We start from the raw sequence: 18524 nt of genomic DNA on the forward strand, positions 1-18524 counted from the left end.
CGATTCTTCGGCAAAGGTGCAACACCGGCGCCGCCGGCCTGACAACCGGCGCGCCAATGTAACGGTAAAACCTTACTGCGCCTGCTGCGTCTGCGGCTTGTTGGAAAGCGCGAGCCTCAGCAAGTCGGCAACGGTATTCACGGAAAGCTTCTCCATGATATTCGCCCGATGTGCCTCGACCGTCTTGATGCTGATTCCGAGGTCATCGGCGATCTGCTTGTTCAGGCGCCCCGCGATGATCCGCTCAAGCACCTGGTGTTCGCGCGCAGTCAGTTTGCCCAGCCGCTCGGCCGCAGCACGCTGCTGCTGCACGCTCGAGCTTTCGGTACGCGCCTTGTCGAGCATGCGTTCGACGAGCTTGCGCAACTCGGCTTCATCGAACGGCTTTTCGATGAAATCCATCGCGCCCTTCTTCATGGTCGAGACAGCCATGGGCACGTCGCCGTGACCCGTCACGAAGATGATCGGCAGCAGCGAATTCTCGGCGATCAGCTTTTCCTGCAACTCGAGACCGCTCATGCCGGACATGCGCACATCGAGTATCAGGCACGAGATCGCGCCGGAATGGGCGATCGGGAGGTAAGCATCGAGGTACGCTTCAGCGCTCGCGAAACACGAGACGCGGTAGCCATTGGCTTCAAGCAGCCAGCGCAAAGAATCACGCACGGCCTCGTCGTCATCGACGACAAACACCGTTTCCTGAGTGGTGACTGTGCTCATAGCTCTCCCGTAACAGTTTGTTGTGTGGGTTGATGGCTGAGAGCCTCCTGCCCGCTATTACCCGGACTGTCGGCTTCTCCGATTGGCAAACTGCAATGGAATGTTGCACCCGTGACCTGGCCGGCGGTGTCGATATTGTTCACCACCCAAAGCCGTCCACGATGCGACTCGATGATCGACCTGCAAATATTCAGTCCCATGCCCATGCCGTCGGACTTGGTGCTGTAGAACGGCTCGAACAGGCGCTCGGCGGTGGCTTCGTCCACGCCCGGCCCCTGGTCGACCACGCTGATGCACACGAAACCGCCGTCGGTGCGCTGCACAACCACGCGGATCACCGGATCGACGGCGTTCGGCTTGGCGTCGTGCATGGCTTCGGCCGCGTTCTTCAGCAAGTTCACGAGCACTTGTTCGATCAGCACCGGGTCCACATGGATCACCGGCATGCGCGAACGGATTTCGGTGAGTATTCGGATCTTGCGCTTGCGTGCTTCGATTTCCGCAAGACCCACGGCGTCCGCCACGATGTCACTGACACGCGTCGGCTGCCGCTTTGGCTCGCTGCGCTTCACGAATTCGCGGATGCGCTTGATGATCATGCCCGCACGCACCGCCTGCTGCGCGGTTTTTTCGAGCACGGGCAGCAGCGCGTCCTGCGTCATCCGCCCCGATTTCACGAGCGCGACGCAACCCGAACAGTAGTTATTGATCGCGGCGAGCGGCTGATTCAGTTCATGCGCAAGCGATGAAGCCATCTCGCCCATCGTCATCAGGCGGCTGGTGAATTGCAGCTTTTCTTCCTGCTGATCGGCGAGTTCCTGCGCTTGTTTGCGCGTGGTGATGTCGGTCGCGATCTGCATCTGTGCGAGGTGACCGTCCACCCACTGGATGTACTGGCGGCGTACTTCGAACCATTTCTGGATGCCTTCCACATACACTTCCTGCGCGTCCGATGTACTTTCGGTCAGCGCAGTGGCGGGCAGGCCGGCGTAGGTATCGACCATATCGATGGAGTCGGACGACGCCTGGGCCGTATCGAAACCCGCGCCCGCAAGTTCGAGATGGCCGTCCGGACGGATGCCGAACAAATGCCGGTAATAGCGGTTCGCGAACAGCAGTTCGGCTTCGTCGGCGGCTAGCACGGACACGGCGGCGTCGAGGCTTTCGAGCACGGTCGTGAAGCGTTCGTGCGCAGCGGCGAGGTCCTCGCGGGCGCGGCGCGGCTCGGTGATGTCGGTCATGGAAGACATCCAGCCGGTCTGGCGCCCTGAACTGTCGATCAGCGGCGACACGTAAAGCCGTGCATGGAAGAACGAACCGTCCTTGCGACGCACGCGCAGTTCAAATCCGGACGATGGCGCCTTGCCGCGCAATGTCATGTCGAGTTGCCGCTGCATCTCGGGGTACGCGTCTTTCGGCCAGTACGGGAAGGGTGCCACCTTGCCGACCAGATCGCTTTCGTCCCAGCCCGTCATGCGGCAAAACGCGGGGTTCACGTGCGTGATCCGGCCGTGCATGTCGAGCACGCGCATGCCGATCAGCACCGAATTTTCCATCGCGCGGCGAAAGAATGCTTCGGCGTAAAGCGCCTGCTGCGCTTCGAAACGTTGCCGCGTGTGTTTCCAGAGACTCCACAAGCTCCACAACACGAAACACGACAACCCGGCGACGAGCCAGACGAGCGTGTTGTTGGTGAAATTGGTGAGTTGCGGGAACGAATAAACGCGTACCGACACCCCTTGTCCCGGCGGATCGAGCGGCAAATCGTAGAACATGTCGCGCGGCAAGCGTGGCCGGGTCGACGTCGTCGCGAGTTCGCGGTTGTTCAGATCGGTGATGGAAATCTTGTACTTCGCGGAAAGCTCGGAGGGAATGTCGTGCTTCAGAATCCCTTCGATGGAAAACACCGCCGCTATCGAGCCCAAAAACTCGCGATCGCGATACACCGGTGTCTGCAGCGTGATGTAGCCGTTGCCGACGTCATCGTAGATAAGGGGGGAGTAAATCTGGCGGCGGGTGGTGCGGGCTTCGTCGAAGGCGGCCTGGACGGCGTCGTCCATCTGCGCGTCCGTGGGTTTGGCGAGCCGTGAGCCCAGCACGGGCAACGGCGTGTTTGGCCAGCGCGGTTTGTGCAGCGCCGTGTACCAGTTCATGTAGAGGATCTCGGGATGCCCCTGCATGATGTCGCCCGTGGAACTCTGGAACGACTGGGGATCGCCGTGGCCGGCCGCGATATCACGTGCGAGCGCCTGGACCTGTTCTTGCGCGCCGGTCATGGAGAGCCGGATCTGCTGCTGCGCCCATGCGACATTTCGATACAGCGTGTCCTCTTGCTGCTGCTGCTCGCGCCGGTTGAGACTCCATAAGATGAGGCTCATCACGACGAGGAACACCAGAATGGATATCAGCGGCGTGAGCAAATACGAGTTCGACCACCACGGTCCGTGGTGCCAGCGGGTCGGCGCCGTGTCGTTGAGTTTCTTCGACGAGCGGGCCGAGCGTGCGAAAAGCCGGTCGGTCAACATGCGCGCAATTGTAACGCAGCGAAGGACTGTTAAAAGGCGTAAAAAGGCTTCAAAAGCCCGGCATTTGATTGCAAGGACACTAAACCTCTCTCAAAAAGTCCTTGTCCCACGGTGCGTTGCAGCATTTTTCCGCATTATGAGATTGCCTCTCATGATTCGAAAAATTGCTTGCGTTACCGTTTATAGCCTCTTTAGAATTGCCGCACGCGCGCTTGTCCCCATTGTTTTCCGCGGCTGATCCCGTGGTTTTCCCATAAGGCTCGCGTCGTCTGTTCACAGAGCGTTCCTCAAATCAGGAGACGAGCATGTCCGCTGTACCCGACGAAGTGATGAAATATGTCGCCAACGCCAAGGACGACGAAGATCCCCAGGAAACCGCAGAGTGGCTCGAAGCCCTCGACGGCGTAATCTCGGCGGAAGGCCCGGATCGCGCACATTACCTGATCGAAAAGCAGATCGAATTCGCACGCGTGCACGGCGAACACCTGCCGTTCTCGGCGAATACGCCGTACATCAATACCATCCCGGTCGCCGCCCAATCGAAGATTCCCGGCGACCAGGACATCGAACACAAGATCCGCTCGTACACCCGCTGGAACGCGATTGCCATGGTGCTGCGCGCCGGCAAGGATACGAACGTGGGCGGTCATATCGCTTCGTTCGCGTCTGCGGCGACGCTGTATGACGTCGGTTTCAACCACTTTTGGCACGCGCCGTCGCCCGAACATGGCGGCGACCTGGTGTTCGTGCAAGGCCACTCGTCGCCTGGCGTGTATGCCCGCGCGTTCCTGCTCGGCCGCCTGAAGCAGAGCCAGCTCGACAACTTCCGCCAGGAAGTGGGCGGCGAGGGCATTTCGTCTTATCCGCATCCGTGGCTGATGCCGGACTTCTGGCAATTCCCGACCGTATCGATGGGCCTCGGCCCGATCATGGCGATCTATCAAGCGCGCTTCATGAAGTACATCGATGCGCGCGGTATCGCCAAGGCGGGCAACCGCAAGGTCTGGGCGTTCCTCGGCGACGGCGAAACGGACGAACCGGAATCGCTCGGCGCAATCGGCATGGCCGGTCGCGAGCGCCTGGACAATCTCGTCTTCGTGATCAACTGCAACTTGCAGCGCCTCGACGGTCCCGTGCGCGGCAACGGCAAGATCATCCAGGAACTCGAAAGCGAGTTCCGCGGCGCCGGCTGGAACGTGATCAAGGTGGTGTGGGGCAGCCGCTGGGACTCGCTCTTCGCACGCGATAAAACCGGTGCATTGATGCGCCGGATGATGGAAGTGGTCGACGGCGAATATCAGACGTACAAGTCGGAATCGGGCGCATATGTGCGCGAGCATTTCTTCAACACGCCGGAACTCAAGGCGATGGTTGCAGAGTGGTCCGACGAAGACATCTGGAACCTGAATCGCGGCGGTCACGATCCGCACAAGATCTACGCGGCGTACGCGGAAGCATCGAAGACGAAGGGCCAGCCGACTGTCATCCTCGCCAAGACCATCAAGGGTTATGGCATGGGCGAAGCCGGTCAGGCCATGAACATCACGCACCAGCAGAAGAAGCTGCACACGGATCAGCTGAAGAAATTCCGCGACCAGTTCAAGCTGCCGATTCCCGACGACCAGATCGCCGACGTGCCGTACCTGACGTTCGAAGAAGGTTCGAAGGAACTCGAGTACATGCGCGCTCGCCGCCAGGAACTCGGTGGTTACCTGCCGGCCCGCCGTCAGAAGGCCGAGTCGCTGCCGGTGCCGGATCTGTCGGTGTTCGAACCGGTGCTGAAGGGCACGGGTCCGGGCCGCGAGATCTCCACGACCATGGCGTTCGTGCGGATCCTCAACATCCTGTTGAAGGACAAGGCGCTCGGCAAACGGATCGTTCCGATCGTGCCGGATGAATCGCGTACCTTCGGCATGGAAGGGCTGTTCCGCCAGATCGGTATCTGGAATCAGGACGGCCAGAAGTATGTGCCGGAAGATTCGGATCAGTTGATGTTCTATCGTGAATCGGAAACCGGCCAGATCCTGCAGGAAGGGATCAACGAAGCCGGCGGGATGTGTGACTGGATTGCGGCGGCGACGTCGTACTCCACGCATAACGAGATCATGATCCCGTTCTACATCTTCTATTCCATGTTCGGCTTCCAGCGCATCGGCGACCTGGCATGGGCGGCGGGCGACATGCGTTCGCGCGGCTTCCTGCTGGGTGGTACGGCGGGACGCACGACGTTGAACGGCGAAGGCCTGCAGCACGAAGACGGCCACTCGCTGATGTGGGCAGCGTCCGTCCCGAACTGCGTGAGCTACGACCCGACCTTCGGTTACGAACTCGCGGTGATCATGCAGGACGGCCTGCGTCGCATGGTGGCCGAGCAGGAAGACGTGTACTACTACGTCACGGTCATGAACGAGAACTACGAGCATCCGGCGATCCCGCAAAGCGATTCGGTTGCGGCCGATATCGTCAAGGGCATGTACGCGTTCCGCAAGTCGGATGCCGACGCAAAGGCACCGCGCGTTCAACTGATGGGCGCAGGCACGATCTTCAACGAAGTGATCGCCGCCGCTGACCTGCTGAAGAACGACTGGAATGTCGCTGCCGACCTCTGGAGCGTTCCGAGCTTTACCGAGCTCGCACGCGACGGCATGGACGTCGAGCGCTGGAACCTGCTGCATCCGACCGAAGAGCGTCGGGTCTCGCACGTGACCAAGCTGCTGAAGGACGCGAAGGGTCCGGTGATTGCATCGACCGATTATGTGCGTGCGCTGGTCGACCAGATCCGCGGCTTCGTGCCGAACAAGTTTGTCGTGCTCGGCACGGACGGTTATGGCCGTTCGGACACACGTGAAAAGCTGCGCCACTTCTTCGAAGTCGACCGCTACTGGGTCACCGTCGCCGCGCTCAACGCGTTGGCCGACGAAGGCACGATCGACCGCAAGGTCGTCGCCGAGGCGATCAAGAAGTACGAGCTCGACCCCGCCAAACCCAACCCGATGACGGTTTAACGTATCGGCCCCCGAGTGTTGCTGCGTGAAGTCGCCTTGGCCCTGGCTGTCAGCCTCGTGCCAGGGCGATTTTCGCGTCGCGACCCAGGAGACAATAAACAATGAGTCAAGCGATCGAAATCAAGGTGCCGGATATCGGCGATTACACGGATATTCCGGTGATCGAGGTACTGGTGAAAGCGGGCGATACGGTTGAGAAAGAGCAATCGCTCGTCACGCTCGAATCCGATAAAGCGACCATGGACGTGCCGAGTTCGGCAGCCGGCGTCGTGAAGGAAGTGAAGGTCAAGGTTGGCGACAACGTTTCTGAAGGAACGTTGATCGTCGTGCTGGAAGGTGGCGAGGCGGCCGCTCCTGCTGCTGCTCCCAAGGCTGCTGAAAAGCCGGCTGAACCGGCCAAGGAAAAGACCGCGGAAACCGCTGCGCCAGCGGCATCTTCGGGCGGCGGATCGGTTGAAGTGAAGGTGCCGGATATTGGCGACTTCAAGGATATTCCGGTTATCGAAGTGAACGTGAAGATCGGCGACAAGGTCGAGAAAGAGCAATCGCTCGTCACGCTCGAATCCGATAAAGCCACCATGGACGTGCCGTCGCCCGCAGCGGGCACGGTCAAGGAACTCAAGGTCAAGGTTGGCGACAACGTGTCCGAAGGGACATTGATCGTCGTGCTGGAAGGTGGGGCTGGCTCATCGGCACCCGCCGCTGCACCTGCCGCGCCGAAAGACGAAGCGCCGAAGCAGGAAGCACCCAAGGCGGCTGCGCCCGCTCAAGCCGCTCCGGCTCAGAAAGACGCGCCGTCCGCACTTGCGCTCGCTCCGGCAATTCCCGCTGGCGAAGGCGGTGCGCGCACGTCGAGCCATGCATCGCCTTCCGTGCGCAAGTTCGCGCGTGAACTCGGCGTGGATGTATCGAACGTTTCGGGCACCGGTCCGAAGAGCCGCATCACGCAGGCGGACGTCACCGCGTTCGTGAAGGGTGTGATGACGGGTCAGGGCAAGGCGCCGGCTGCGGCTGCAGCAGCGCCGGCAGGCGGCGGCGAGCTGAACCTGCTGCCGTGGCCGAAGGTCGATTTCACCAAGTTCGGTCCGGTCGATCCAAAGCCGCTCTCGCGCATCAAAAAGATTTCGGGCGCGAACCTGCATCGCAACTGGGTCATGATCCCGCACGTCACCAACAACGACGAAGCGGACATCACCGACCTCGAAGCGTTGCGCGTGACATTGAACAAGGAAAACGAAAAGGCCGGCGTGAAGTTCACCATGCTCGCGTTCGTGATCAAGGCGGTCGTTGCTGCGCTCAAGAAATTCCCGACGTTCAATGCGAGCCTCGACGGCGACAACCTCGTCTTCAAGCAGTATTACAACATCGGTTTCGCCGCCGATACCCCGAACGGCTTGATGGTCCCGGTGATTCGCGACGCCGACAAGAAGGGTCTTGTCGATGTCGCCCGCGAAATGGCCGATCTCTCGAAGGCAGCACGCGAAGGCAAGCTGAAGCCGGATCAGATGCAAGGCGGATGTTTCTCGATCTCGTCGCTCGGCGGGATTGGCGGAACGCATTTCACGCCGATCATCAACGCACCTGAAGTGGCCATTCTCGGATTGTCGCGCGGCGCGATGAAGCCGGTCTGGGACGGCAAGGCGTTCGTGCCGCGGCTGATTCTGCCTTTGTCGCTGTCTTACGACCATCGGGTGATCGACGGCGCCGAGGCCGCGCGGTTCAATGCCTATCTTTCTGCTGTGCTGGCGGATTTCCGCCGGGTGAGTCTCTGATTTTTTGCGCCTGGCGGCCCGCTTCGCAGTGGTCCGCCAGCCATCTCGTCGAACTCGCTTTGCATGGCATCAAGGCAAAGACAGGCAAGTCTGCCGACGGCAGAACCGATCGCTTTCGCTTGAACGCTTTCGCAGGTTCTGCCCGCTTCTCATTTAGGGGACACCATGAGTCTCACCGAACTTAAAGTACCCGATATCGGCGATTTCAAAGACGTCGACGTCATCGAAGTCAATATCAAAGCCGGCGATGCCATCGAAAAAGAACAAGGCGTCCTGACTCTCGAATCCGACAAGGCTTCCATCGAAGTGCCGAGCGATCTCGTCGGTACGGTCAAGGAAGTCAAAGTCAAAGCCGGCGACAAAGTCTCGCAAGGCACCGTGATCGCGACCGTGGAAACGGCGGATGCGGGCAGCGAAAAGCCGGCGGAACAACCCGCTGCGCAGGCCAAGGCCGAAGCGGCAGCACCGGCGCCTGCACCGAAAGAAGCCGCTGCGTCCAGGCCTGCCGAACAAAAACCCGCAGGCGGCGGATCGCAGGACGTGAAGGTGCCGGACATCGGCGATTTCACGGACATCCCGGTCATTGAAATCCACGTGAAGGCCGGCGATACGGTCGAGAAAGAGCAGTCGCTCGTCACGCTGGAATCCGATAAAGCCACCATGGACGTGCCGTCGCCCGCAGCGGGAACGGTCAAGGAAGTGAAGGTCAAGATCGGCGACAACGTCTCCGAAGGCTCGCTGATCCTGACGCTCGAAGGTCAGGGCGGTGGCGTAAGCCAGGTCGAGGAAAAGCCGCAGACCGCCGCGCCGCAGCCCGCCGAAAAGGCAAGCGCTGCGCCCGCGCCGAAGGCCGCATCGTTCTCCGGTTCCGCTGATATCGAGTGCGACATGCTCGTGCTGGGCGCGGGTCCCGGTGGGTATTCGGCAGCGTTTCGCGCGGCGGACCTGGGTATGAACACGGTCATCGTCGAACGCTATGCAACGCTTGGCGGCGTCTGCCTGAACGTCGGCTGCATTCCGTCGAAGGCGTTGCTTCACGCTGCATCGATTACCGAAGAAGCCAAGGCGCTCGCGCACCATGGCATCTCGTTCGGTGAACCGACTATCGACCTCGACAAGCTGCGCGACTTCAAGTCGGGCGTGGTCAAGAAACTGACTGGTGGGCTCGCCGGCATGGCGAAGGCGCGCAAGGTCCAGGTGGTGACGGGCGTCGGCAAGTTCGTCGGCCCGAACCACATGGAGATCGAAGGCGAGGGCGGCAAGAAGGTCGTGCAGTTCAAGAAGGCGATCATCGCGGCCGGTTCGCAAGCCGTGAAGCTGCCGTTCATGCCGGAAGACCCGCGCGTTGTCGACTCGACCGGCGCACTCGAATTGCGCCAGATTCCGAAGCGCATGCTGGTGATCGGCGGTGGCATCATCGGCCTGGAAATGGCGACGGTGTACGCGGCGCTCGGTGCGCAGATCGATGTGGTCGAAATGCTCGATGGCCTGATGGCCGGCGCCGATCGCGACCTGGTGAAGGTGTGGGAGAAGTTCAACGCCAAGCGCTTCGCGAACGTCATGCTCAAGACGAAGACCACGAAGGCACAAGCCCGGGAAGACGGCATCTACGTGAGCTTCGAAGGCGAAAAAGCTCCTGCCGATGCACAGCGCTATGACCTGGTGCTCGTGGCTGTAGGCCGCAGCCCGAACGGCGGCAAGATCGGCGCGGACAAGGCGGGCGTGGCGGTGACGGATCGCGGTTTCATCAACGTCGACAAGCAGTTGCGCACGAACGTCGAGCACATTTTTGCCATCGGCGATCTGGTCGGTCAGCCGATGCTCGCGCACAAGGCGGTGCATGAAGGCCACGTTGCAGCCGAAGCCGCGCATGGCGAGAAGGCCTACTTCGATGCGTTACAGATTCCGTCCGTCGCCTATACCGATCCCGAAGTGGCATGGGCCGGCAAGACCGAGGATCAGTGCAAGGCCGAAGGCATCAAGTATGGCAAGGCAGTGTTCCCTTGGGCTGCATCGGGGCGGGCGATTGCCAATGGCCGCGACGAAGGGTTCACCAAGCTCATCTTCGACGAAGAGACGCACCGGATCATCGGCGGCGGGATCGTGGGAACGAGCGCGGGCGACCTGATCAGCGAGGTGTGCCTGGCTATCGAAATGGGCGCGGACGCGGAGGATATCGGCAAGACGATCCATCCGCACCCGACGCTCGGTGAATCGATCGGAATGGCCGCCGAGTTGTACGAAGGCGTGTGTACCGACCTGCCGCCGCAGCGCAAGAAGTAACGGCCGGCAGTCGAATGCAAAAGCGGCGCGTTCTGCGAAGAACGCGCCGCTTTTTCCTGTCTTGCCACGCTTCCCGAAGAGCGTAAAAAAACCGCTCGAGCGTGAACTGGAGCGGTTCTTTTTGCTACGCGACTTTCAAGCATTTACGCGAATCTTTTCGGATGCAAATGCTCGAGCTACATCGCTTAAGCAGGCTTCTTTACGGCAGCGCGCGAAGCTTGAGCGGTTGCCTGCGATGCAGCCTTCGTGGCGGCCGTAGCGGCTGCGTTGAAGTTGCTTTCCGCGATTTCAACGGCTTGCTTGCTTGCCTTGTGAATGGTTTCGTACGTGGTGTTGGCGGCGGTAATGGCCGACTTCATCACGGCGACTGCCGTTTCCGAACCTGCCGGTGCGTTCTTGGCGACGTTGTCGACAAGTGCCTGCACCTTGCGGTTCTGGTCTTCGTACTGGGCTTCGGCAACGCGTGCGAATTCAGCTTGCGTGGACGATGCGATCTCATACAGGTGGCGACCATACGACAGCGCCTTTTCGGCAACCGGCTGAGCCAGGCTGGCTTGCAGTGCGAGCAGTTCTTGCGCGTCCTTTACCGACAACACGCGCTGCGTGTTTTCCTGGCTTTCAGCCAGCGTCGACTTCACGACTTGCAGGTTCAGCTCAAGCAGCTTTTCCATGCCTTCGAATGCCTTGTTCGTCAGACCGAACAGCATGTCGAATTGGGCTTTGTTTGCAGCGGCGATTTGTTCCGGGGTCAAAAGGGTCATGTCACGCTCCTGAAAGTCGACCCATCATCAGCGCGGGTCGTGGGTTTTGGCGGCGCCGGATCTCCGGCAGCCGTATGAGGCGAAACAGCTATTGGTGCGTCGCAACATGGAACCATTCTAGGCATATTCCTAAAGATGTCAAGCGTCTTTTTGTGCGTCGCAGCATGGGACGAAATGTTATTAAACAACGGCTTACGTAAGCTAAGTTGTTCTATGGAACCATATTTCGAGATGGAAGGCACCAGTTTGGGGCGACGGGCGCAAACGATTCCAATGCTAGGATCACGCGTCGACAAATTGGAATTCCGTTTCAATGAAGGCTTATTACAGCGACCGCTTCGTGCTGCCCTTGCCATCCGGTCATCGCTTTCCGATGCAGAAGTACCGGATGTTGCGCGAACGCGTCGAAGCCGAGTTGCCGGATGTCGAACTGGACGAGGCGCCCATCGCGTCTGATTCGGATCTCGAGCGCGTGCATGCCGTGGATTTCGTCGCTCGGGTGGCGACGGGTTTGCTGAATGCGCAAGAGCAGCGGGAAATCGGTTTTCCATGGTCGCCCGAAATGGTCGAACGGTCGCGGCGGTCGGTGGGTGCGACCATCGCGGCATGTCGCGCGGCGCTGCGGGACGGATTTGCCGCGAATCTGGCTGGAGGCACGCATCATTCGTACGCGTCTCGCGGCGCGGGATTCTGTGTCTTCAACGACGCAGCCGTCGCGGCCCGCGTCATGCAGTCCGAGGCGGCCAAGCGGGGCGAGGACATGTTGCAGGTTGCGATCGTCGATCTGGACGTGCATCAAGGCAACGGCACGGCGGCTATCTTCCAGGACGATCCAAGCGTCTTCACGCTGTCCTTGCATGGCGAGTCGAATTATCCGTTCAGCAAGGAGACGAGTGATCTCGATGTCGCGCTGCCCGATGGCTGCGACGACGCCAACTATATGGAAGCGCTGGAAAAAGCACTGGCGACGATGTTCGATCGCGTTCAGCCGGCAATGCTTATCTATCTGGCGGGCGCCGATCCCCACGCGGGTGATCGCCTGGGACGGCTGGCGCTGTCAATCGATGGATTCGCCCGGCGCGACTCATTGGTGTTCGCTATGGCGGCCAAGCGCGGCTTGCCGGTTGCGATTACGATGGCGGGCGGTTATGGCCGCGACATCGACGTGACTGTCGATGTGCATCTGCAAACCATCCAGCTCGCCGCGGTCGCGGCTGGTTTGAGAAGGGCAAAGCATGCCGGGCTTACCGGCGGGGACGGTTGATTTGAAAAGGTTTGAAACGGTGTACACCAAAATTGTTAAACCAACGTTAACATTCGAAGTGGGCTGAAAATCGTCATAGTTTGTATGAACAAAAACTCGCGAACTTGGTCGAATCGCCGGTCGCTTTACTCGCAGTTACGGATTACCTGAACACTCACTTCTGTCGATTCACTCGCTCTTGGCGAAATTTCGCTTTTAAGGTAGCACGCATGTTTTTCGCGGATGCCCTCCAAGCTGCCTCAAAAAGTGCCTTAAGTTTCACGAACTATTGCCGTTAGTTCGTTGATAGCCAAAGCTCTGCAATTACTTATGACGATCAAAACGATTGTGCTGATTGTCATGTTTTCTTACGATTAGGCCCTGAAACGAGTCCGGCTCCAAGGATCGTCTCTTACAATCCAGTTTAAGTACTGCCCATAAGTGCTTAATATTGCTAATTTTTCGAAGCTTTACTACACTGGCGACACTCTCTCGCCGGTCCAGAACAGAACACTAATGAAAACCGAAATGTTTTCGTCGCTCAGGGTGATCCACGGCGTAGTCCGCACTGCGCTGTCGGTTGCCGTGTCGGTGGCGCTCGCGACGTCTTTCGCAGCCGCACCGGTCGACGCTTTAGCCAAGACCCCAACATCAAAAACCGCAAAAAAATCCACCAAGCCTGCCGCTGCTGCCGCGCCGCAAGCAAAGTCCGCCAAGCTGTCGAAGGTCGGCGCGCGTGCGCCCAAAGGCGCAAAGACGGCTAAAGTCGCTGCTGCTGCTCCCGCCGATGACGATGCAGTGCCCGCTGCGCGCGGTACCCGCCGGCATCGGGTGAGCTACCGGATGGATGCACATGGCCGTCGTGCCGCCGTGCGTTCGGTTGCGTATCAGCCACGCCCGCCGACCGTCGGACAGGCGTTCGGTTTGCATGAAACGCCGGACAGCCTTGCGCTGCGTTCGAGCGTCGCATACGTGGTCGACCAGAACACGTCCGAAACCCTCTTCGATAAAAACTCGCGCGCCGTCGTGCCCATCGCCTCCATCACGAAGCTGATGACCGCCATGGTCGTGCTCGATTCGAAAGCGCCGCTGACGGAAGAAATCGACGTCACCGATGAAGACCGCGACTATGAGAAATACACTGGCTCGCGCTTGTCCGTCGGTTCTGAATTGAATCGCGAAGACATGCTGCACATTGCGCTGATGGCATCGGAGAATCGGGCTGCTGCAGCGCTGTCGCGTTATTACCCGAATGGCCGGCCAGGTTTCATCGCTGCGATGAATGCGAAGGCGCGGATGCTCGGCATGACCGACACGCACTTCGAAAATTCGACCGGATTGACGAGCCTGAACGTGTCGAGCGCACGCGATCTCGTGAAGATGGTCAACGCGGCGTATCAATATCCGCTGATCCGGAAGTTCTCGACCGATCGCAGCTACGACGTATTCACCGGCAAGCGCAATCTGGCTTACAACAGCACGAATGCCTTGATTCGCAATCCGAGCTGGGACATCGGCTTGCAAAAAACCGGCTTCATCAACGAGGCGGGTGAGTGCCTCGTGATGCAGACGACCATCCACGGCCGTCCGGTCGTGATGGTACTTCTGGATTCGTCGGGCAAATATTCACGTTTCGCCGATGCCGGGCGTCTGCGCGGTTTCCTCGAAACCGCCGGAGAACCGCAAATCACCAGCGCCGATGCCGGTGGCGGTGGTACCTGATCTGCGAGGACGCCAGAAGCGTAAAAAAGCCGGTTTTATCGAAAGATAAACCGGCTTTTGCATTCCTGGCCCGAACAGACGGCGTGTCTAGCGCTGCTGGGAATCGGCGCTTGGTTCCGGCCGATAACCCAGCGAACGCGAAATCTCGAGCGCGGTCCCGCTCAACTGGTTCAGCCAAGAATCCTGCAGTCGGTCTGCCGGCGCGGACAGCGATAAACCCGCGACCAGCCGGCCGGTATCGTCGTAGATTCCTGCCGCGATACAGCGCACGCCAAGTTCAAGTTCCTCGTTATCCCGCGCGCATGCCTGGCTGCGTACGAACGACAATTCGCGCTCCAGCTTGGCGAGATCCGTAATGCTGTTTTGCGTGTGGCCGGAGAGGCCGGTGCGTGTAGCGTAGGCGCGGACTCGGGCGGATTCGTCGGCTGCGAGAAAGAGTTTTCCCACCGATGTCAGATGCAAAGGTGCGCGTCCACCAATAGCACGCACGACCTGCATGCCCGAACGCTCCGAATAAGCCCGCTCTATATAGACGATTTCGTCGCCCTGACGCACCGACAGGTTCACGGTCTGCCCGGTTTCGCGATGCAGCTCGCGCATGGGCGGCATGGCCGCTTCCCGAACCGAAAGCCGCGCCTTCACCAGATTGCCGAGTTCCAGCAGACGCATGCCGAGCCGGTAAGTGCCTGGATCGGAACGGTCAACCAGACGGCAGGTCACCATGTCGTTCAGGATGCGGTGCGCGGTCGAAGGATGCAGAGACGTGCTCTGCGAGAGTTCTTTAAGACTGACGGGATCGGTATGCGCGGCAAGCGCATCGAGCAGGCGCATCATGCGCTCGATCACCTGAATGGACGTTCTGGATTCCGGGCTCGTATCGCTCATGGAGAAAATCAGTTGATACGTCAAACAGCGGAGTTGTGATTGTATCTCGTATTGTGAAAAGAGCGAAAGGCGGTCGAGCGCAGTCACGCCCGGGTTGTGGGGCCAACGGTGAAACGCAAAACAAAAAAAACCGTCCGGGATCACATGTGGATCGAAGACGGTTTTTTGTGCGATAAGAAGGCGAGACGTCAGTGATTGCGTTCTGAAGTCTGCGGCGAAGGTTTCCCCCAGTTCGAACGGCCAACGTACGGCGTGCGCGCTTGCTGTTGCTGCGGTTGGGGTTGTGGCGCTGCGCCAGGGCCACCGGCTTGCGGCGGGCGGCCGCCTTGCGGACTGCCGCCTCCGGCTTGCTGTCCGCCGTGACCGCCAGGGGGGCCGCCTTGAGGACCGCCTCCGCCTGCTTGCTGTCCGCCATGACCGCCGCGATCGCCTCTGTCACCGCCGCGATCACCGCCGCGGTATCCGCCACGATCACTCCGGTCGCCCCAGCCTCCAGGCGGAGGGCGCCGGTATCCAGGTCCATCGTCCCATCGCGGGCCAGGACCGCCGCCGTAATAGCCCCCGCCGATCACCACGCCTGACTGAACAACCGGCGCGCCGTAGTAGCCGGGATCGTAGCCGCCAGGGTACGCAGGATAAGACGAGTAACCGCCACCCGCATAGGCGGGCGTGCCGTCGGGATAAACGGCGCAGCCCGCGACGAGCGCGGACGAAACGAGGATGAGTCCTGCGGCAGCGAGTTTCATATTTGATATTGCAAACAGTGGTTGATTACCGTATCTGACAGCATTGACGAAGGGTTGTCGCAAGAAACTTGTAAAGTTTTATCTCGCTGGTAACGCGCGCATAAAGGTCGAGACCCACTTGGGACGCGGATTGCACCGCATTACAACGCCGATTGAACATGCGCTGTTGACACAACTGCAACAATGCTTTGTGCCTTAACGCATTTATCGGATCAGGACTAACCCTTACAATTCAACGGTCCTGCAGTGGGCCCGTCAGCCCACAAGACACGAGAAAGGGGTTAGAAATGAAAAAGACAATATCGACCTACTGGCCTGTTGCCATGCTTGTACCGCTCGCTCTTGCGGGTTATTGCCACGCAATCCACCCCATGGTGGGAGCGGCAGCACACCCGCAAAGCGCCGCTACAGTCAGCGCGGAGTTTGCGCGTGCCATTTCGCTGGGTCTTGTAGATTCGGACAGCGCCGCACCGGCAACATCGCCGTCGGTCACACAGACGTTTTGAACAAGCGTCGTTCGGGCGCAAAAGCGACGTCCTTTGTATAATTCGGGACCGTTCGCGTGCGCTCGCCTTGAGGGGATGCGAGACGGCAGGCGGTACTTGATCGACGCCTCAAGTCAACGATATCCGGAACCCGATGAACACGATCGCCATCTGCTTTGTGTGCCTTGGCAACATTTGCCGTTCGCCCAGCGCCGAAGCGGTGATGCTTCATCAAGTGGGGAAGGCAAGACTCTCGGACCGGATCGTCGTCGATTCTGCGGGCACGGGTGATTGGCATATCGGCCAGCCGCCGGATGAACGCGCCCAGCGCGCGGCCAGAACCCGTGGTTATGACCTGTCCTTGCTGCGTGGCCGGCAAGTCGGCGAAACAGATTTCGCGCGGTTCGACCTCCTGATTGCAATGGACGATGCCAACGCTGCCGCGCTCGCAAAACTCTGCCCACCGGAACACCGCGACAAGATCCGTTTGCTCATGGAATTCGCCACGCGCGATGACAGCCGCGTTGTCGTCGATCCTTATTTTGGGGGCGATGAAGGTTTCGAGCGGGTGCTCGACCAGTGCGAGGACGCTTGCGAAGGCCTGCTGAAAGCGCTGCGCACCCAGTTGGTGTCCTAGGCGCATGGCGACCAAGCGGGTTTCGGCCCGCGAAATGTCTCAGCAAATTCCTAATAAATGAACCTGAGATACTTGACTAAATCCGTAGGCTATTTATACTTGAGCAAAATCATCGAGTATTAGCAGTAGCCCCCGGTAGCCACAAATTATGAGACTCACCACGAAAGGCCGTTTCGCCGTCACGGCGATGATCGACTTGGCATTGCGCCAGGAGCAGGGCCCGGTGACGTTGGCCGGAATCAGCCAGCGCCAGCACATATCGCTCTCTTACCTCGAACAGTTGTTCGGCAAGCTGCGCCGCCACGAAATCGTGGAGTCGGTGCGGGGTCCGGGTGGCGGATACAATCTCGCTCGCCGTGCTGAAAACGTCACGGTCGCGGACATCATCATTGCGGTGGACGAACCTATCGATGCTACGCAGTGCGGTGGCAAGGGCGCGTGCGAAGGCACTAAGCAGCACGACGGCCATTGCATGACCCACGAACTCTGGTCCACGCTCAATCAGAAGATGGTCGAGTATCTCGACTCCGTCTCGCTGAAAGACCTGGTCGACCAGCAGCGTGCGCGCGATGGGTCGCCGGCGGTATTGCGAGATCGCCGTGCCGATACGGCGGCCGTGGAACCTGCCCGCGTGGCGCCAAAAGGACCGAATTCCGTTTTCAACCTGGCTGGCTGACGGCTGCCGCGCGTCGGTAGAGTCGACGCGGCTGTCTCGCTTAGAAAAGCCAATTGAGTCAATTCCCGGAGCAACTGATGAACAACGACATTCCCCACCTGCCCATTTACATGGACTACAGCGCAACGACCCCGGTCGACCCGCGCGTGGTGGACAAGATGATCCCGTATCTGCGCGAGCAGTTCGGCAATCCGGCCTCGCGTAGCCATCAATATGGCTGGGACGCCGAGCGCGCAGTGGAAGAAGCGCGTGAAAATGTCGCGAAGCTCGTGAATTGCGATCCGCGGGAAATCGTCTGGACGTCGGGTGCGACCGAGTCGGACAATCTTGCTTTGAAAGGCGCTGCGCATTTCTACAAGAGCAAGGGCAAGCACATCATCACGGTGAAGACCGAGCACAAGGCCGTGCTCGACACCTGCCGCGAGCTCGAGCGCGAAGGTTTTGAAGTCACGTACCTGGATGTGAAGGACGACGGTTTGCTGGATCTGGACGTGTTCCAGGCGGCGATCCGCCCGGACACCATCCTCGTGTCCGTGATGAACGTGAACAATGAAATCGGCGTGATCCAGGATATTGCCGCCATCGGCGAGATCACGCGTGCGAAGGGCATCGTGTTGCATGTCGATGCAGCGCAAGCCACCGGCAAGATCGAGATCGATCTACAAAAACTGAAGGTCGACCTGATGTCGTTCTCGGCGCACAAGACATACGGTCCGAAGGGTATCGGCGCGTTGTTCGTGCGTCGCAAGCCGCGCATCCGTATTGAAGCGCAAATGCATGGCGGCGGTCACGAGCGCGGCATGCGTTCAGGTACGCTGGCGACGCACCAGATTGTTGGCATGGGCGAGGCTTTCCGCATCGCGCGTGAAGAAATGGCGACCGAAAACGAGCGCGTACGCATGTTGCGCGACCGCCTGTTGAGGGGTCTCTCGGAGATGGAAGAGGTTTATGTGAACGGCGACATGGCAACCCGTGTGCCGCATAACCTGAACATCAGCTTCAACTTCGTTGAAGGCGAGTCGCTGATCATGGCGGTCAAGGATGTGGCGGTGTCTTCCGGGTCG

14 protein-coding genes are annotated in these 18524 nt (G+C 59.8%); 9 read left to right on the forward strand and 5 right to left on the reverse strand.

Features of this window, described 5'->3' with window-relative positions; genetic code table 11:
- Positions 1 to 72: 72 nt before the first annotated feature.
- Together fixJ and fixL are read right to left on the reverse strand one after the other, a co-directional pair.
- Complete coding sequence (gene fixJ, locus ACFFAR_RS05910) at positions 73 to 720, reverse strand: oxygen response regulator transcription factor FixJ (protein ID WP_060816916.1); 648 nt, start codon at positions 718 to 720, stop codon at positions 73 to 75.
- Positions 717 to 3245 (reverse strand): oxygen sensor histidine kinase FixL, encoded by a 2529-nt coding sequence (fixL, locus tag ACFFAR_RS05915; protein WP_061999045.1) that lies wholly within the window; start codon positions 3243 to 3245, stop codon positions 717 to 719. The genes fixJ and fixL overlap by 4 nt, the downstream gene beginning before the upstream one ends.
- A 305-nt stretch (positions 3246 to 3550) precedes the next feature.
- Between fixL and aceE the strand changes: the two genes are divergently transcribed.
- The 3 genes from aceE (at position 3551) to lpdA (ending at position 10305) form a co-directional block, all read left to right on the forward strand.
- A complete protein-coding gene (gene aceE, locus ACFFAR_RS05920; RefSeq protein ID WP_061999046.1) occupies positions 3551 to 6250 on the forward strand; it encodes a pyruvate dehydrogenase (acetyl-transferring), homodimeric type in 2700 nt (899 codons plus the stop codon).
- A gap of 101 nt (positions 6251 to 6351) precedes the next feature.
- On the forward strand, positions 6352 to 8022 hold the full coding sequence (gene aceF, locus ACFFAR_RS05925; RefSeq protein ID WP_075360469.1) for a dihydrolipoyllysine-residue acetyltransferase: 1671 nt from the start codon (positions 6352 to 6354) through the stop codon (positions 8020 to 8022).
- Positions 8023 to 8187: 165 nt separating this feature from the next.
- Complete coding sequence (gene lpdA, locus ACFFAR_RS05930) at positions 8188 to 10305, forward strand: dihydrolipoyl dehydrogenase (RefSeq protein ID WP_174362694.1); 2118 nt, start codon at positions 8188 to 8190, stop codon at positions 10303 to 10305.
- Positions 10306 to 10490: 185 nt separating this feature from the next.
- On the opposite strand, the gene ACFFAR_RS05935 is transcribed toward lpdA, so the two are convergent.
- Positions 10491 to 11066, reverse strand: a complete 576-nt coding sequence (locus tag ACFFAR_RS05935; RefSeq protein ID WP_061999048.1) for a phasin family protein — start codon at positions 11064 to 11066, stop codon at positions 10491 to 10493.
- 313 nt (positions 11067 to 11379) lie between these two features.
- On the opposite strand from ACFFAR_RS05935, the gene ACFFAR_RS05940 reads away from it, so the two are divergent.
- Entirely contained in the window at positions 11380 to 12330 is a 951-nt protein-coding gene (locus ACFFAR_RS05940; RefSeq protein WP_375507633.1) for a histone deacetylase, read from the forward strand.
- A 495-nt stretch (positions 12331 to 12825) separates the two neighbouring features.
- Positions 12826 to 14031, forward strand: coding sequence for a D-alanyl-D-alanine endopeptidase (gene pbpG, locus ACFFAR_RS05945; protein WP_375507634.1), 1206 nt, complete (start codon positions 12826 to 12828; stop codon positions 14029 to 14031).
- Positions 14032 to 14118: 87 nt separating this feature from the next.
- Here pbpG and ACFFAR_RS05950 read toward each other — a convergent pair whose 3' ends face one another.
- Positions 14119 to 14916, reverse strand: coding sequence for an IclR family transcriptional regulator (locus tag ACFFAR_RS05950; RefSeq protein WP_062000796.1), 798 nt, complete (start codon positions 14914 to 14916; stop codon positions 14119 to 14121).
- 188 nt (positions 14917 to 15104) lie between these two features.
- The gene (locus ACFFAR_RS05955) at positions 15105 to 15662 is read right to left on the reverse strand and encodes a hypothetical protein (protein WP_174364526.1); all 558 of its coding nucleotides are present in this window, start codon (positions 15660 to 15662) and stop codon (positions 15105 to 15107) included.
- Between the two features lie 287 nt (positions 15663 to 15949).
- Here ACFFAR_RS05955 and ACFFAR_RS05960 point away from each other — a divergent pair, with 287 nt between their 5' ends.
- The 4 genes from ACFFAR_RS05960 to ACFFAR_RS05975 form a co-directional block, all read left to right on the forward strand.
- The gene (locus tag ACFFAR_RS05960) at positions 15950 to 16168 is read left to right on the forward strand and encodes a hypothetical protein (RefSeq protein WP_062169747.1); all 219 of its coding nucleotides are present in this window, start codon (positions 15950 to 15952) and stop codon (positions 16166 to 16168) included.
- 133 nt (positions 16169 to 16301) lie between these two features.
- The gene (locus tag ACFFAR_RS05965) at positions 16302 to 16784 is read left to right on the forward strand and encodes a low molecular weight phosphotyrosine protein phosphatase (protein WP_174364525.1); all 483 of its coding nucleotides are present in this window, start codon (positions 16302 to 16304) and stop codon (positions 16782 to 16784) included.
- 148 nt (positions 16785 to 16932) lie between these two features.
- Complete coding sequence (gene iscR / locus ACFFAR_RS05970; protein WP_062169749.1) at positions 16933 to 17460, forward strand: Fe-S cluster assembly transcriptional regulator IscR; 528 nt, start codon at positions 16933 to 16935, stop codon at positions 17458 to 17460.
- 77 nt (positions 17461 to 17537) lie between these two features.
- Positions 17538 to 18524 (forward strand): IscS subfamily cysteine desulfurase (locus tag ACFFAR_RS05975; RefSeq protein ID WP_375507635.1); only part of this gene is annotated, 987 nt, incomplete at its 3' end.

Origin of the sequence: uncultured Caballeronia sp. (assembly GCF_964243625.1) — a bacterium.
GTDB lineage: Bacteria > Pseudomonadota > Gammaproteobacteria > Burkholderiales > Burkholderiaceae > Caballeronia.

Coding starts and splice junctions, on each gene's coding strand:
- lpdA (WP_174362694.1), top strand. CDS start 8,188: ATGAGTCTCACCGAACTTAAAGTACCCGATATCGGCGATTTCAAAGAC.
- aceF (WP_075360469.1), top strand. CDS start 6,352: ATGAGTCAAGCGATCGAAATCAAGGTGCCGGATATCGGCGATTACACG.
- ACFFAR_RS05960 (WP_062169747.1), top strand. CDS start 15,950: ATGAAAAAGACAATATCGACCTACTGGCCTGTTGCCATGCTTGTACCG.
- pbpG (WP_375507634.1), top strand. CDS start 12,826: ATGAAAACCGAAATGTTTTCGTCGCTCAGGGTGATCCACGGCGTAGTC.
- fixJ (WP_060816916.1), bottom strand. CDS start 720: ATGAGCACAGTCACCACTCAGGAAACGGTGTTTGTCGTCGATGACGAC.
- iscR (WP_062169749.1), top strand. CDS start 16,933: ATGAGACTCACCACGAAAGGCCGTTTCGCCGTCACGGCGATGATCGAC.
- ACFFAR_RS05940 (WP_375507633.1), top strand. CDS start 11,380: ATGAAGGCTTATTACAGCGACCGCTTCGTGCTGCCCTTGCCATCCGGT.
- ACFFAR_RS05950 (WP_062000796.1), bottom strand. CDS start 14,916: ATGAGCGATACGAGCCCGGAATCCAGAACGTCCATTCAGGTGATCGAG.
- ACFFAR_RS05965 (WP_174364525.1), top strand. CDS start 16,302: ATGAACACGATCGCCATCTGCTTTGTGTGCCTTGGCAACATTTGCCGT.
- ACFFAR_RS05955 (WP_174364526.1), bottom strand. CDS start 15,662: ATGAAACTCGCTGCCGCAGGACTCATCCTCGTTTCGTCCGCGCTCGTC.
- aceE (WP_061999046.1), top strand. CDS start 3,551: ATGTCCGCTGTACCCGACGAAGTGATGAAATATGTCGCCAACGCCAAG.
- ACFFAR_RS05935 (WP_061999048.1), bottom strand. CDS start 11,066: ATGACCCTTTTGACCCCGGAACAAATCGCCGCTGCAAACAAAGCCCAA.
- fixL (WP_061999045.1), bottom strand. CDS start 3,245: ATGTTGACCGACCGGCTTTTCGCACGCTCGGCCCGCTCGTCGAAGAAA.